The organism is Bacillus sp. JJ634 (genome assembly GCF_036962285.1).
GTDB classification, from domain to species: domain Bacteria; phylum Bacillota; class Bacilli; order Bacillales; family DSM-1321; genus Peribacillus; species Peribacillus asahii_A.
The window spans coordinates 1-14678 of sequence record NZ_JBALMU010000036.1; the positions used below are offsets into that span (position 1 = coordinate 1).

General features: G+C 39.0%; 13 protein-coding genes and 2 pseudogenes. 9 read left to right on the plus strand and 6 right to left on the minus strand.

Features of this window, described 5'->3' with window-relative positions; translation table 11 throughout:
- The first annotated feature begins 217 nt into the window (after nucleotides 1-217).
- Both V7068_RS06775 and V7068_RS06780 read left to right on the plus strand, forming a co-directional pair.
- Nucleotides 218-973 carry a threonine/serine exporter family protein gene (locus V7068_RS06775; RefSeq protein ID WP_499711728.1) on the plus strand — a complete coding sequence of 252 codons (756 nt, stop codon included), beginning with the start codon at nucleotides 218-220 and terminating at the stop codon, nucleotides 971-973.
- 11 nt (nucleotides 974-984) lie between these two features.
- Nucleotides 985-1443, plus strand: a complete 459-nt coding sequence (locus V7068_RS06780) for a threonine/serine exporter family protein (protein ID WP_499711730.1) — start codon at nucleotides 985-987, stop codon at nucleotides 1441-1443.
- Between the two features lie 2 nt (nucleotides 1444-1445).
- On the opposite strand, the pseudogene V7068_RS06785 reads toward V7068_RS06780, so the two are convergent.
- Nucleotides 1446-1650, minus strand: a pseudogene (locus V7068_RS06785) (cation acetate symporter); the annotation flags it as partial.
- Nucleotides 1651-1844: 194 nt separating this feature from the next.
- On the opposite strand from V7068_RS06785, the pseudogene V7068_RS06790 reads away from it, so the two are divergent.
- The 3 genes and pseudogenes from V7068_RS06790 to V7068_RS06800 form a co-directional block, all read left to right on the plus strand.
- Nucleotides 1845-1958 (plus strand): annotated as a pseudogene (locus V7068_RS06790) (FtsX-like permease family protein); the annotation flags it as partial.
- Nucleotides 1959-2090: 132 nt separating this feature from the next.
- Nucleotides 2091-2762, plus strand: a complete 672-nt coding sequence (locus V7068_RS06795) for a response regulator transcription factor (protein ID WP_499711786.1) — start codon at nucleotides 2091-2093, stop codon at nucleotides 2760-2762.
- A 10-nt stretch (nucleotides 2763-2772) separates the two neighbouring features.
- Entirely contained in the window at nucleotides 2773-3996 is a 1224-nt protein-coding gene (locus V7068_RS06800; RefSeq protein ID WP_499711732.1) for a sensor histidine kinase, read from the plus strand.
- Nucleotides 3997-4033: 37 nt separating this feature from the next.
- On the opposite strand, the gene V7068_RS06805 is transcribed toward V7068_RS06800, so the two are convergent.
- Nucleotides 4034-5692 carry a glutamine--tRNA ligase/YqeY domain fusion protein gene (locus tag V7068_RS06805; protein WP_499711734.1) on the minus strand — a complete coding sequence of 553 codons (1659 nt, stop codon included), beginning with the start codon at nucleotides 5690-5692 and terminating at the stop codon, nucleotides 4034-4036.
- 298 nt (nucleotides 5693-5990) lie between these two features.
- Here V7068_RS06805 and purU point away from each other — a divergent pair, with 298 nt between their 5' ends.
- The gene (purU, locus tag V7068_RS06810; protein ID WP_499711736.1) at nucleotides 5991-6890 is read left to right on the plus strand and encodes a formyltetrahydrofolate deformylase; all 900 of its coding nucleotides are present in this window, start codon (nucleotides 5991-5993) and stop codon (nucleotides 6888-6890) included.
- Here the strand turns inward: purU and V7068_RS06815 are convergent.
- The 3 genes from V7068_RS06815 to V7068_RS06825 form a co-directional block, all read right to left on the minus strand.
- Nucleotides 6887-7549 (minus strand): SIMPL domain-containing protein, encoded by a 663-nt coding sequence (locus V7068_RS06815; RefSeq protein ID WP_499711738.1) that lies wholly within the window; start codon nucleotides 7547-7549, stop codon nucleotides 6887-6889. The genes purU and V7068_RS06815 overlap by 4 nt on opposite strands.
- A gap of 125 nt (nucleotides 7550-7674) precedes the next feature.
- Nucleotides 7675-7869 carry a YwbE family protein gene (locus V7068_RS06820; RefSeq protein ID WP_127762309.1) on the minus strand — a complete coding sequence of 65 codons (195 nt, stop codon included), beginning with the start codon at nucleotides 7867-7869 and terminating at the stop codon, nucleotides 7675-7677.
- Between the two features lie 78 nt (nucleotides 7870-7947).
- The gene (locus V7068_RS06825) at nucleotides 7948-9471 is read right to left on the minus strand and encodes an FAD-dependent oxidoreductase (protein ID WP_499711740.1); all 1524 of its coding nucleotides are present in this window, start codon (nucleotides 9469-9471) and stop codon (nucleotides 7948-7950) included.
- A gap of 347 nt (nucleotides 9472-9818) precedes the next feature.
- Here V7068_RS06825 and V7068_RS06830 point away from each other — a divergent pair, with 347 nt between their 5' ends.
- A complete protein-coding gene (locus V7068_RS06830; protein ID WP_127762307.1) occupies nucleotides 9819-10988 on the plus strand; it encodes a ParM/StbA family protein in 1170 nt (389 codons plus the stop codon).
- A gap of 8 nt (nucleotides 10989-10996) precedes the next feature.
- A complete protein-coding gene (locus tag V7068_RS06835; protein WP_499711743.1) occupies nucleotides 10997-11542 on the plus strand; it encodes a hypothetical protein in 546 nt (181 codons plus the stop codon).
- Nucleotides 11543-11592: 50 nt separating this feature from the next.
- Here the strand turns inward: V7068_RS06835 and V7068_RS06840 are convergent, their stop codons facing one another.
- Nucleotides 11593-12888 (minus strand): NCS2 family permease, encoded by a 1296-nt coding sequence (locus V7068_RS06840; RefSeq protein ID WP_499711745.1) that lies wholly within the window; start codon nucleotides 12886-12888, stop codon nucleotides 11593-11595.
- Nucleotides 12889-13163: 275 nt separating this feature from the next.
- Here V7068_RS06840 and V7068_RS06845 point away from each other — a divergent pair, with 275 nt between their 5' ends.
- The gene (locus V7068_RS06845; RefSeq protein WP_499711747.1) at nucleotides 13164-14648 is read left to right on the plus strand and encodes a DEAD/DEAH box helicase; all 1485 of its coding nucleotides are present in this window, start codon (nucleotides 13164-13166) and stop codon (nucleotides 14646-14648) included.
- The last annotated feature ends 30 nt before the right edge of the window (nucleotides 14649-14678 follow it).

Below are 14678 nucleotides of genomic sequence, written 5' to 3' on the forward strand. Positions count from 1 at the left end.
CGGTCGTAGGTTCGAGTCCTACCTGCGGAGCCATTTTTATAGTTAAGAAGTAATACATTAATCCTAATAAGGGTTATTTTTTTTGTCTAATAATAATAAAGAATCAGCCTCTTTGAAGAAGTGTTGGTTCTTTTTTTATTTTATCAATTGCAAATATACGTTATGATGTAGAGAGCTTTGTATATAATAATGGATAATTATATGATGGAGAGATTAGATGGAAGATCAGAGAAGTTTGAACAGCATTATAGATGTATGTTTATTAGCAGGAAAGATTATGCTTGAGAATGGGGCGGAGACATATCGAGTAGAAGATACGATGATTCGGATTGCATCTGCATTTGGATGTAAGGAGTCTCAAAGCTTTTCAACGCCAACGGGGATTATTTTCTCTCTAGATGGTGATTATCCCATTTCTAAAGTAATTCGAATCTCTCATCGCTCGACAGATTTACATAAGGTAACGTTAGTTAATAGCATTTCAAGGAGTGTTACGAATAAGGAGTTAACAGTAAGAGAAGCCTATATCAAACTGAAGGAATTGGAGAAAGCGAATGTAGCTTACCCTCTTTGGATTCAAATTTTTGCAGCGTTTATTTCAAGTGGCTGCTTTACTATTATGTTTAATGGACAGTGGAATGATTTTATTTGGGCTTGCATAGCTGGCGGGTTAGGATTTGCGTGTTTACTTCATTTACATCGACTATTAGAAGTAAGATTCTTTGCTGAATTTATTGCTTCTTTTGTAATTGGTGTAGCAGCGTTTGGGTTTATGTACATAGGTCTTGGTAGTGAGTTAGATAAAATTATTATCGGCGCTGTGATGCCGCTTGTACCAGGGCTGTTAATTACAAATGCTGCTCGAGATTTAATTGCCGGGCATTTAGTTTCAGGTTTAGCGAAGGGAGCCGATGCAGGCTTAACTGCTTTAGCAATTGGAGCGGGAATTGCCGTTGCTTTCGTTATTCTATGAGGAGGGAAAGGGTGTTTGAACAGGTTATAACTAGTTTTATTGCCTCGGCTGCTTTTGGTGTTCTCTTTAATGCTCCAAAGCAGTCTTTAATAAAATGCGGGCTTGTTGGTATGATTGGGTGGGTTTTATATTATGGACTGGTTGAGATAGAATATGATAGTATTTTTGCTACTTTAGTGGCAGCTTTTGTTGTTGGGGTTATTAGTCAGTTTTTTGCAAAAAGATATAAAATGCCCATTATTATTTTTACCATTGCAGGCATTATTCCGCTTGTGCCGGGCGGCTTGTCTTATGATGCGATGAAGCATTTTGTTGAAAATGATTACAATGTGGCTGTTCAATTGGCTGCGAAAGTATGTATGCTGGCTGGAGCAATTGCGATGGGGATTATTTTTGCAGAAGTAATGAATCAATTAATGATTAAATATAATAGAAGAAAACAAAGTGAGAAAGGGGCTCCGTTGAAATAACGGACCCCTTTCTTTATTACAGTGTATGGATACTCAATACTTAGTAATAATTTTATAAGTGTGCCTGCACTAACAAGCTGGGCAATCATGTACAAATAGAAATACAATATATCGTACAACAAGATAGGCAACTAAGTAACTAATGCTGTAGAAGAATCCATCAAAACCTGAAGGCAGCATGTAATCCCCAGTAATAGCCCAACCATTTTATACACCTGTTAATCTAGCATTATATCTAGGTTTCTACTACATAATCGTATGATAAAGGTAATTAATATAAAGTGATTCCTTTAAGGAAAACTTAAGAATTTTATGGGATACTCTGTTCAACGAGGGAATGTTGAAAGGCGCTTGTTTATGAAAAAATGGGAACGATAAGTTCTGTTTCGGATACGATGACGTTGATGCTTGGAGGGATAGCGAGTATTTCATTGCTTGTTGGTGGAATTGGCATTATGAACATTATGCTTGTGTCAGTTTCGGAGCGGACAAAGGAAATTGGAATTAGAAAAGCGAAAGTGCCTTGGTCAGTTTCACTTTATTAATCGGTAAGCAGGCTTTAGCTAGTCTGCTTTCTTTTGTATAGGGGAAGAGCTACAATAATGTCACAGTATCTGTTGGCAAACTTGTGAGGAGGAGAAATCATGTTGAAGGTATTAGTCGTAGAAGATAATGCTGCACTGCTAGAATCGATTAAACAAATTTTAGCCGATGAGTATGAAGTAGATGCAGCGGACAATGGCGATGATGGTTTATTTATGGCACAGCAAAATATTTACGATGTGATTCTTTTAGATGTAATGCTGCCGGGGATGGACGGATTCAAAATTGTTCAACGAATGCGGAAAGAGAAGATTAATACGAGCGTTCTTTTTTTAACAGCGAAGGATGGATTAGAAGATCGCGTACGAGGATTAGAAATGGGCGGCGATGATTATTTAGTAAAGCCATTCCAAGCCCCTGAATTGAAAGCGAGGATTCGCGCGCTTTTAAGGAGAAGTGGTATTCTATCATTAGAAGCGAACATTACGTATCGCGGCATCGAACTACGGGGAAAAGAAAAGGACATTCTCGTAGATGGCGATTCGATTAAGTTGACGATGAAACAGTATGAATTACTTGAATATTTAATTCAAAACAAGGGGAAAATTTTGACTCGTGAACAAATTTTTGATCGTATTTGGGGGTTTGACTCGGATACGACTATTGCCATCGTTGAAGTGTTTGTACATCATTTGCGGAAAAAACTTGAACCATGTCAGTATCATAAAGATATTCAAACGGTTCGAGGAGTCGGCTATATGCTAAACCAAGCTTAAGGGGACGAATATGTTTCAAAAGACACGGCTTCGTTTAACGATTTTAAATTCGATTGTTTTTATTATTATTATTATTCTATTAAGCAGGATTATTTACTTTTATACAGAAACACAAGTATATCGTGAAGTCGATGAATCGCTTCTGCAGCAAATGGATCGCGGAAGGTTAAAGTTGCCTCCGGGAGAGTTTTTATTAGGACCTGGTCCGAGTGTGATTATTTGGGGTCCTGAACAGACAATTTTAGAGCCTCAATTAAGCCATGATAACTTCTTTAAAGTAAATGAAGATCAGTTTTATCCAGCCCGATTTGATGAAATTGAAGAGATTCGGGTTCAAGGAGCAACGTATCGTGCCTTGTCTACAAAGGTAGATACAGAGTATGGAAAAGTGATCATCCAATTTATTCGAAATGTGGACGCGGAGCGGGTGATGCTTGATCAATTATTTATGATTTTGTTAGTGGGCGGTGGTTTAGGCAGTTTAGTGGCTATTGCAGCAGGTTACTTTTTGGCAGGAAGGGCACTTATCCCCATAAAAAAATCATGGGAACAACAACAACGCTTTGTTTCTGATGCTTCTCATGAAATTCGTACACCACTTGCCGTTATCCAATCAAGAACCGATTTGCTCTTTCAATCACCAAATGCCACGATTCAAGAAAAAGCGGTCGATGTTTCAATCATTTCCAAAGAAGTACGACGCTTAAATAAATTAGTGAACGGATTACTGACATTGACGAGAACAGACTCTAATCAACTGGAAGTGAAAAAAGCAAATTTCTTTTTAGATGAGTTGATTACAGAAATTGTCGAACATTATGCAGATATTGCATCTTTTCAGGAAAAAATGATGACGAAATATGTACCAGAGCAGATTGTTTTTCTAGGTGATAAAGAACGTATTCATCAATTGCTCGTTATTTTAATTGATAATGCGTTAAAGTTTACTCATGAAGGCTGTGACATTCATCTTTCTTGTACGAAAAATGCTTCTTTCATTCAGCTTGTAGTTGAAGATAATGGGCAAGGCATTCCGAAGGCTGGCATTTCAAAGATTTTTGATCGTTTTTATCAAGTGGAGCAATCGCGTACAGCTAATGAAGGCTCTGGACTTGGTTTATCGATTGCGAAATGGATTGTAGAGACTCATCAAGGAACAATTAAAGTAACGAGTGAGGAAAATAAAAAAACGCGGTTTGAAATGAACTTCCCACGAAATCAGAAGAATAAATAAGGAACCTGCTGACAAACAGGTTCCTTTTCTTACGCACTTAGATTTTAAATGAGCTTTTTAATTCAACAATTTGGTTAAAGACGATGTGGTCAGCTGTTGAAAGCTTCGGATCGACATTATAGTAACCATGACGGAAGAATTGATATTTATCTTGTGGTTGAACGTCTTTCATATTTGGCTCCACAAATCCTTGGAAAACTTCTAATGACTTTGGATTGACTAACTCTAAGAATGTTTTTTCTTCTTGCTCTTCATCCTCACCATTTTCGTCTAAAATTAATGGTTGATAGTTACGGAATTCAGCTGGTACAGCATGAGTAGCATCTACCCAATGTAATGTCCCTTTTACTTTACGGCCTGTAAAGCCTGATCCGCTCTTTGTTTCTGGATCATATGTGCAATGAAGTTCTACTACATTGCCATCTTGGTCTTTAATCACTTCTTCACATTTAATGAAGTAAGCGTGCTTTAAACGCACCTCATTTCCTGGGAAAAGGCGGAAGTATTTCTTTGGCGGATTTTCCATAAAGTCATCTTGTTCAATATAAATTTCACGAGAAAACGGAATTTGACGAGTCCCCATTTCTGGAACTTCTGGATTGATTTCTGCTTCTAACCATTCCACTTCTCCCTCAGGATAGTTCGTGATCACCACTTTAAGTGGTTTGATAATACCCATTGTTCTCGGTGTTTTTAATTTTAAATCTTCACGGACAAAGTGGTCGAGCATTCGGCTGTCCACCGTTCCCGATGTTTTGGCTACACCTATTTCATGACAAAATGCACGAATCGCTTCCGGTGTATAGCCACGTCTTCTTAACCCTGAAATGGTTGGCATACGAGGGTCATCCCAGCCATCCACGAATTTTTCATCGACAAGTTGCTTTAACTTACGTTTACTCATAACGGTATTTGTTAAGTTGAGACGCCCGAACTCATATTGACGCGGCACGCTCGGCATTTCACAATTTTCAACTACCCAGTCATAGAAAGGACGTTGATCTTCAAATTCTAATGTACAAATAGAGTGAGTAACACCTTCAATAGCATCTTCAAGAGGGTGAGCAAATGCATACATTGGGTAAATGCACCACTTGTTCCCTGTGTTATGATGTTCTGTATGACTAATACGGTAAATAACAGGGTCACGTAAGTTAATATTCGGTGAAGCCATATCAATTTTTGCACGAAGAACTTTTTCCCCATTCGCAAATTCGCCGCTGCGCATTCTTTCAAATAGTTCAAGGTTTTCTTCAATTGTACGAGTACGATAAGGGCTATCTTTTCCCGGCTCTGTTAGCGTTCCGCGATATTCACGGATTTCATCTGCATTTAAATCATCGACGTAGGCTAAGCCTTTTTTAATAAGTAAAATGGCTCTTTCATACATTTCGTCAAAGTAATTAGATGCAAAGAATAAGTTATCCCAATCATAGCCGAGCCATTTAACATCTTCTTTGATAGAGTTTACATATTCGATGTCTTCTTTTACTGGATTGGTATCGTCAAATCGTAGATTCGTTTTGCCGTTAAACTCATCTGCAACACCAAAGTTTAAAATAATAGATTTAGCATGACCGATATGTAAATAGCCGTTCGGTTCTGGAGGGAATCGTGTGATGATATGATTATGTTTTCCAGATTCTAAATCTTCTTTAATGATATTTCTGATAAAATTCGAAGAGTTATGTTCCAACTAATTCGACCTCTTTCATTTATATACTTCTTTTAATTTTACCTGTATATGTATCATAAATACAGACTTTTTTCCACGTTCGACTGTTGAAGGAGCAATTTGGACATGATTTTGTTTGTATGGTAGACAGTCGTTTCCTTGTTTCTATTCTACCCATTTTTAGTGGTGCTAAAATTAAGAAAAATCTAAACTTTCACTTCTTATAAACAAGCAGTAAAGAACGTTGTATAGTTACTTTCCCTCTATGACCATATTGAAGTATAATGTATCAATAACAAAAGAAGGGTAGTTGGGAAAAGTGAGCAACTTTGTGCAAGAACAATTACGAGCATATCGTAAAAAAAATGAAAATATCGGTCGTTTAATTATAAAGTGTCCAGATCGACCAGGCATTGTCGCTGCGGTCACAGCGTTTCTAAAAGAGCATAATGCAAATATTGTTGAACTAAGTCAGTATTCCATGAATCCTGAAGGCGGCACATTCTTTACAAGAATTGAATTTGAATGCCCAGATTTAAAAAAGCAGGCAGAAAAGCTGGAACAGGAATTCCAAGAAGTAGCTGACCAATTTTCAATGGAATGGAAGTTTAATTATGTAAGCGATTTAAAGCGAGCAGCCATTTTTGTATCAAAAGAACCGCATTGCCTATTGGAGTTGCTTTGGGAGTGGCAAAGCGGCGATTTAATGATAGATATTGCGCTTGTTATTAGCAATCATGAAGATGCAAGAGAAACGGTTGAAGCGCTGCAAATCCCTTATTATTATATTCCAGCTAATAAAGACATTCGTAAAGAAGTAGAAGAGAAGCAGTTAAAATTATTGCAAGTGTTTGAAGTTGATTTAATTATTTTAGCTCGCTATATGCAAATTCTAACACCAGATTTCGTAGCGGCTCATCCAAATAGAATTATTAATATTCATCATTCATTCTTGCCTGCTTTCATCGGTGCAAGACCGTATGAGCGTGCGTACGATCGTGGTGTAAAGCTAATTGGAGCGACTTCTCATTACGTAACGAATGATTTAGATGAAGGTCCAATTATTGAACAAGATATCGGCCGTGTGAATCACCGTGATTCAGCCGAAGATATGAAAAAAGCAGGGCGTACAATCGAACGCCGCGTGCTTGCTCGTGCTGTTAAATGGCATATTGAAGACCGTGTGATTGTTCACGGTAATAAAACGGTTGTCTTCTAATAACTATATTCAACTCGAACGGTTGCTGTAATAGTGAGCTCTCCTGGTTTAAAAGGTGTCGGTGTAGAACTTTCCTTCATATAGGTGCTTGCTTGCAAAACTATAGGTGGGCGAGCCGCTGATAGTTCTTCAATCTGAACGGGGAGCGGATGTAAAGATGTTCCTAATGTCTCTGTTAATGTAAGAGCTTTTTTATGGGCATTTTTTAAGGCTAGTGATAGTGCTTGGTTATAATAGGCGTCTGGATTGGACAAGGAAAAATGGATATTAGAAACAGAATTGGCTCCTTGTTTAACAGCCGTATCGACAATTGCACCGACATGTTCAATATCATTTGTTTTGATTTGAATCATATGGAGAACTTTGTACTTATGAAAGATCTCTTTACCGTCTACGTAATTGTATTGAGGGTCAATCCGATAGTCACTCGTTTTGATGTTGGTTTCAGGGATGCCCATTTTACTCAAAGCATCTAGAATTTGTGCAATCGTTTGAGAATTTTCTCGCTGTGCAATTTTCGGATCTACATTTTCGGTCACAACGCCAAGTGTAATAATAGCTTGGTCAGGGGCTATTTGTAATGTTTCTTCACCCGTTACTTTGACTGTTTGCTGATTAGAACGATGTGAAGTAGTGGAAAAGGGATTGATATGATTCATTCTTGTCACCAACCTTTTTAAAAATGCTATTAAACATTGTACGAAACGGTTGCAGAAAACATGACCTAATAAAAAGTAAAAAGGATGAATGCGTGTAGAATGATGCATTCATCCTTTTTTGTTTTTTAATGATGAATCACTTGCACACGTCCGACCTGTCCATCTGTTAGCCTGACTTTAATTCCATGCGGGTGGGTGCTTGATTTTGTTAAAATGTCCTTTACGATTCCCTTTGTTCGTTTGCCAGTACGTTGGTCAGCTTTTAAAACGATTTCAACGGATAACCCAGGGGTGATGTCTTTTCGATTTTGTCCGTTCATGTTTAATCCTATCTTTCCTCTTGTTTTCTGCTTTAATTAGGCAGTGCTTTCATTATAAATGAAAAAGATTGGATTGCATTATTCATTCTGTAACTTCTTCAATGGCTCGACAGCAGGTCCATCTAATACTTCTCCTTCAATTGAATAGCGTGAACCATGACAAGGGCAATCCCAAGTGCGTTCTCCACTGTTCCAACTCACCTCACAGCCCATATGGGTGCATGTTGAATCGACGATATGAAGCTTGCCGTCGGGATCCCGATAGCAGCCTGCCTTCCGCCCGTTAAAGTTAATAATTGCTCCTTCATCATTCATTAAATCCTCTGGAGTTGTATAGGCATAAGTAAGTTTTCCGCCAATGAGATGTTTCGCGACATCTAGATTGTCTTTTATCATATTGCCCCAGCCATTTACACGGGAAGGGCTATATAATTCTGCATACCGATTTGGTTGCTCTAAAACGTAATCAGCTAGTATTTTTGCAGCAATTGTTCCATTGGTCATCCCCCATTTTGCATAACCGGTTGCAATAAGCACATCTGGGTGTCCATCGGTTACAGGACCGACAAATGGCAGGTTATCAGGTGTAACGATATCTTGTGCTGACCAACGATATGGAATTTCTTTTACACTTAAATACTGCTCACTGAAGTCCTGGAGAGCAGCATAATGTTGATAGGTGGGCATGCCTTGACCCGTTTTATGACTTTCGCCGCCAACTAAAATCAGCTTTTCCCCGTTCATTTCTGTATAGCGAAGCGAGCGGGCAGGACTGTCAGCACTATAGTACATTCCATTTGGGAAGTCTTCTTCTAATTTAATACCAAGTATATAGGAACGTTCTACATGTACTCGGGCAAAGTATACTCCTGTTTCATCATTAAATGGAAAATGAGAAGCAACAATGATTTTATTAGCGGATAACTTATGTCCATTTCTTAATAAAATGGTTAATTTGCCGTCATCGACAATTTTCATAGCAGTTGTTTGTTCATATAGCACGCCTCCGTTTTCTAAAATAGAAGGGATGAGCGCCGTTAAGTATTTTAATGGGTGAAATTGAGCTTGATCTTTCATGATGAGTGCTGCTTGACAAGGGATGGAGAAGGGGATGGAATCTACATACTCCCCATCAATACCAAGCTCTTTATACGCTGACAGTTCGCTTTTGATTTGTTGAACAGATTGCTCTGTGTTGCCATATACATAGGCATCCTGTGAGCTAAAATCGCAATCTATGGAATGCTTTTCAACTAACTCCTTTATGTAATCGATTGCTTCACGATTTGCCTCATAATAGAGTTTTGCTTGATCGACGCCGTGCTGTTCAATTAATTTATAATAAACTAAGCCATGTTGAGCGGTGATTTTTGCCGTCGTATGTCCAGTTGTTCCAGTGAGAATATTACCTGCCTCAATGAGTGTTACTTTCTTACCCTGTTGAGTCAGTAAATAAGCCGTAGTAATCCCTGTAATACCACCTCCGACAATTGCGATATCGGTTTCTAAGTCTTCTTCTAGTTTTTCAAATGTTGGAATTGTAGTTGAATCAAGCCAGTATGGCTCCGGGGTTTTCGGTAATTGTTGTTCAGAATCAGCCATCAAAATATTCCTCCATTGTTCGTAATATAGTCATGTATTATTCTTTCCAAATGATTCATTTTTAATCGATGTATACTTTTTTGCATACTTGTAAACAGATTTTGTATGCATGTATACGAGATGTGTACACATGTTTACATTTTTGTATACATGTACACAAAGATGTAAACATGTAAACGAAATTTGTAAACTTGTACACATGTATACAGACTTCGTTTACATGTTGATATGGCGCGATGTGTACATAAAAGTATACAAATCGGTCTAACGTTTTATGGACAATATGTAAAATGTTACCTATAATAATAGTAGTTTGATTATATTTTCATAGAAGGGAATGTTTACGAATGAGTACTAGAGTTGCCGCAATAGACGTAGGAAATGATGCCGTTAAAGCGCTTTTTGGAAAGCTAGACTCTGAATTGTATATCCCAAATGTGATTGCTAGAGATATTGAAGACCGTCCGATTATTGGGATTGAAGACCTCAATGAGAACAATCCGTTAGATGGACTTCATATTAGACTCCATTCTCCAGCACTCCAAGCGAATAATGTGATTTATCGTGTTGGCTATTTAGCGACGAAGAGTGATAATCCAACTGAGCTGGATATTGGAAGTAGTAAATCTGAAGAAGATCAGACATTAGTTATGCTGTTTGCTGCTCTTGCATTAGATGCTGTTCAGCAAGCGAGTACAGGTGTATTTAAAGTAAACAAATCCGTAGTAGAAGCTAATTATACGCTAGGAACAGGCTTGCCGCTTCGTGAGGTAAAGGAAGGAAAAGACGTTGGCTACCGTTCGAAGCTGTTAGGTTCCGTTCATCAAGTTGAATTTTTAGTGACACCTAAATATCAGGGGATGAAGGTAAACCTTAAATTTGACGAGGTAAAAGTGTATCCGGAAGGCTTTGCTGCTTATATTAATCTAGTTATGGATAATGAATTAAAGGTTATTAACCGTGATTTAATTGATAAACAAATTTTGATTCAGGATATCGGTGGACTATCTACAGATATTGCTGTAATCAAAAATCGAAAAGTAGATGATGATAAAGCAAGAGGTTTTAACTTAGGAGTTGCTGAGGCATTAGAAGCTATTCGTGAAGAGATTCGTAAAAAACATGGCGTAGAATTAGATAGCCGTCGTGATGTCGTTGAAATTATTACAAAGAAAAACGATCGCAATCATATTATGGTGCGTGGTAGCCGAACAAGTGTGCATGATATTGTCGATCGTATTTTAGGAGAACTAGCTAAGAAGCAGTACCGCCATCTGCGTAATGTTTGGCAGAAGAATTCGCAAACGGAAATTTGCTATTTTGTTGGTGGTGGTTCCCTTGTATTAAAAGAGTATTTGAAAACGTTGAATAATAGTTTTGATGGGTACAATATTGACTTCTTTGAAGATGAAAAGGAAAGCGTTTGGATGATGGCTAACGCTTATTATAAGCTTATAGCTGATTTTCATCGTCGTGAAGAAGCTAATAAGAAAAAAGTCGTTACAAATAATAAATAGGTGGCCATATGAGAAAACTAACCTCTGCCGAAATTAAGAGGGGACAAGCGATTACTTTTCGTATTCCTTCAGATACGCCAGATTATGCATTAAAACAGTTACAAAGATTAAAAGAAACAGAGGGGCGTAATTTTTCAAGTAAAGTGGCTCAATTTGTTTTATCTGGGGTGGGGAATGGCCCGCATCAAGATAAGGAGTTCGTTACGCTACCGTTGCCGCAACGCCTAAGTAAGGCGCAGCGGGATTGGTTAAAGCACGCTCATTCAGAAGCATTGCTCGGTAATATTCTTTACGAGCTTTTGGAGAATCCAATGCGTACGACGGCCTTGCTTTCAGCCTTAAATGGCGGCGAAATAGACGTTCCTGAGCCTCCTATCACTCCTATACGTCGTGAAGCAGAGCGTGAATTGGCGGTTGCAGAGATGCCGGATATTGTCATTGCTCCAACCGTTGAAAATGTGCAAGAGAATGAGCCGGAGCAACCGGAGCATTTGGATGTAGAAGAAGGTTTGGATGATCTTCTAGGTGACTTTTTAGCGCAAATGAATAGGTGAAAAAAGCCGTGATTTAGCTTAGGGATAACTAATCTAGATCACGGCTTTTATTATGCTAGGAAAATAAGATGATATAAAAATAACACTGCGAAAAGATAGAGGAGCGGATGGACATTACGAGCTTGCCCCTTTGCGATTTTCATAATTGGATAAGAGATAAAGCCAAGTGCAATCCCGTTTGCAATACTAGAAGTAAGCGGCATAGCTACGATAATTAAGAAGGCAGGGAATGCTTCATCAAACTCTTTCCAATCGATTTCTGAAATGTTTCTAATCATTAAGCTACCGACAATAATTAAGCTTGGTGATGTAATAGCAGCAACATTGGAAACGGCGCCAACGAGCGGACTGAAAAAGGCGGCAACGGCAAATAATATAGCTACCACTAATGCTGTTAACCCTGTTTTGCCGCCAGCTCCAACACCAGCCGAAGATTCAACAGAAGCAGCGGTTGGGCTCGTACCAAACATTGAGCCAACGGTTGCACCGATTGAATCAGCAAAGAAGGCACTACCCGGTTTTTCCAGCTTTCCTTTTTTCAGTAGCCCTGCTTGACCGATAATACCGAGTAGAGCGCCTGTTGTATCAAATAACATGACAAGTAAAAAGGAGAAAATAACTCCGTATAAGCCAAACTCAATCACATCACTAATGGATTGAATCGGATTGTAAACGAGTACGCCCTCAGGCAAGCTAGGTAAAGACATAAAACCATTTGTAAACTTTAATTGACCTGTGAAAAAGGCAATAATAGCGGTAATAATCATTCCGATAAAAAGAGCACCTTGTACATTGAGTGTCATTAAAACAAGGGCAATGACAAGTCCAATTAACGTTAGGGCAACACCAGGGTCACTAAAATTTCCGATTGTTACTAGGTTAGAGTCATGGTTTGTTACGATACCAGATAATCGCAAGCCGATGAACGTAATGAATAAGCCAATACCGGCACTAATAGCATGTTTTAAATTATTAGGAATCGCTTCAATTAATCTAGTACGGAAAGAGGTTAGAGAAATTAGTAAGAAGATAATTCCTGTCACAAAAACAGCTGAAAAGGCAATCATGTAAGAAATATGATGTGTACCAAGCACAGAATAGGCAAAGTAAGCATTTAATCCCATGGCCGGGGCAATAACGATTGGATAATTAGCTAAGAAAGCCATGCATAAGGTTCCAACCAAAGTTGCAATAATAGTTGCGGTAAAGGCTTGATTAAAAGGAACAACAGCATCTGCGAGAATCATCGGATTGACGATAATAATGTATGCCAACGTAAGGAAGGTTGTAATTCCAGCAAGCACTTCCGTTTTGACATTTGTGTTGCGTTCTTGAAGTTTAAACATGCTTTCGCTCCTTTTTATATACAGAAAACTCCTTGCTTTGGGGCAAGGAGGAGGTCACTACTCTCACTTAGAGTAAACACTCGGTATGTATGGATTGTTCGTGATACAAAACATAATAAATTATAGTGGAAAAACAATGAAAGAACAATAGTTGATTTCATAGAGGAGCTAGCGAAAATATTGGATGAGGAACGTTTTTTAACAAAGGAGAAATGATATACTAACACAAACAGCTTTCGATGAAGTGAAAATTAAAGAGAGTAGGCATTTACATAATGAAATTATTTAATGAACTTGGCATAAGTCCAGCAGTTGAATACATATTACAAAAACAAGGAATTGAACAGCCGACACCAATTCAGGAACGAGCAATTCCAGAGGTGATGGCAGGAAGAGACGTCATTGCAAAGGCTCAAACTGGAACAGGTAAGACGTTGGCTTTTTTACTCCCGATTATCGAACAGTTAGATGTGCAGGCAGAGAATATCCAAGCATTGATTGTTACTCCAACAAGAGAGCTTGCATTGCAAATTACAGCAGAAGTTCAGAAATTTGCTGCGGATATTGAGCATCTTACAGCGTTAGCGGTGTATGGAGGGCAAGATGTCGAGCAGCAATTGAAAAAGCTAAAGCGAACGATTTCCATTGTGGTTGCAACACCGGGAAGATTGTTAGACCATGTGCGAAGAAGAACAATTGATTTATCGCAAGTCAAAACACTTGTATTGGATGAGGCCGATCAAATGCTTCATATTGGCTTTTTACCAGAAGTCGAGGATATTATCGAAAATCTCCCGGCAGAGCGGCAGACGCTTCTTTTTTCAGCAACGATGCCAGAGCAGGTGCAATATTTAGCGAAACGATTCATGAAATCGCCTCTTACTGTTGCCGTTCAAACAGAGCAAGTTACAGTTAAACAAATTCGTCAGCTTGTAATTGAGACGACAGACCGAGCTAAGCAAGCTACTTTAATAAAAGTAATGCGAGAAGAGCAGCCGTTTTTAGCTATGATTTTTTGCCGAACAAAGCGCCGCGTATCGAAGCTGAATGAGGCTTTAAAAGAAGCAGGTTTTCTTTCAGATGAACTTCATGGTGATATTTCACAGGCTAAACGTGAGCGTGTGATGAAGAGCTTCCGTGAAGCGAAGTTGCAATATTTAGTGGCGACAGATGTAGCAGCACGGGGGTTGGATGTAGAAGGTGTCACACATGTATTTAATTATGATATTCCAGAGGATGCAGAGAGTTATATCCACCGAATTGGACGAACAGGACGAGCTGGGGAACACGGCTTAGCTATCACATTTATTGCAACAAAGGATGTGAAGCAATTAGAAGAAATTGAATCTGCCATCTCTATGAAAATTGACCGGAGAAAAATAGAAGGAGTGACGATGTTCGAACCAACTGAAGTCGAGGAAAAAAGGAGTCGAAGAAGCGGGCGCTCTTCAGAAAGCCGCGGTCATTCTAGACAAGGGGACAGAGAACGAACTCGACGCAGTTCAAGAAGGGAAGGAGCACAAGACGAACGAGGGCGTGATCCGCGAAGAGTTGATACAGGGGGAAATCGTGGGGAAGACTCAAGAAGTGGAAGAGGACGCGACTCGAGACGAATGGACACGACGGGTGAAAGGAGTCGTACGGCTAGAAGCGGCGGCTCAAGAAGAAGTGACAGCGGCCGTCGTTCGACGGGGCAGTTAGGCTCTCGCAGTGATTCCGCTTCCCGTACATCCAGAGGAAGAAACGATCGTAGAAGGTAAGTAAGGAGGTAGACAACAGTTAAAAAATAT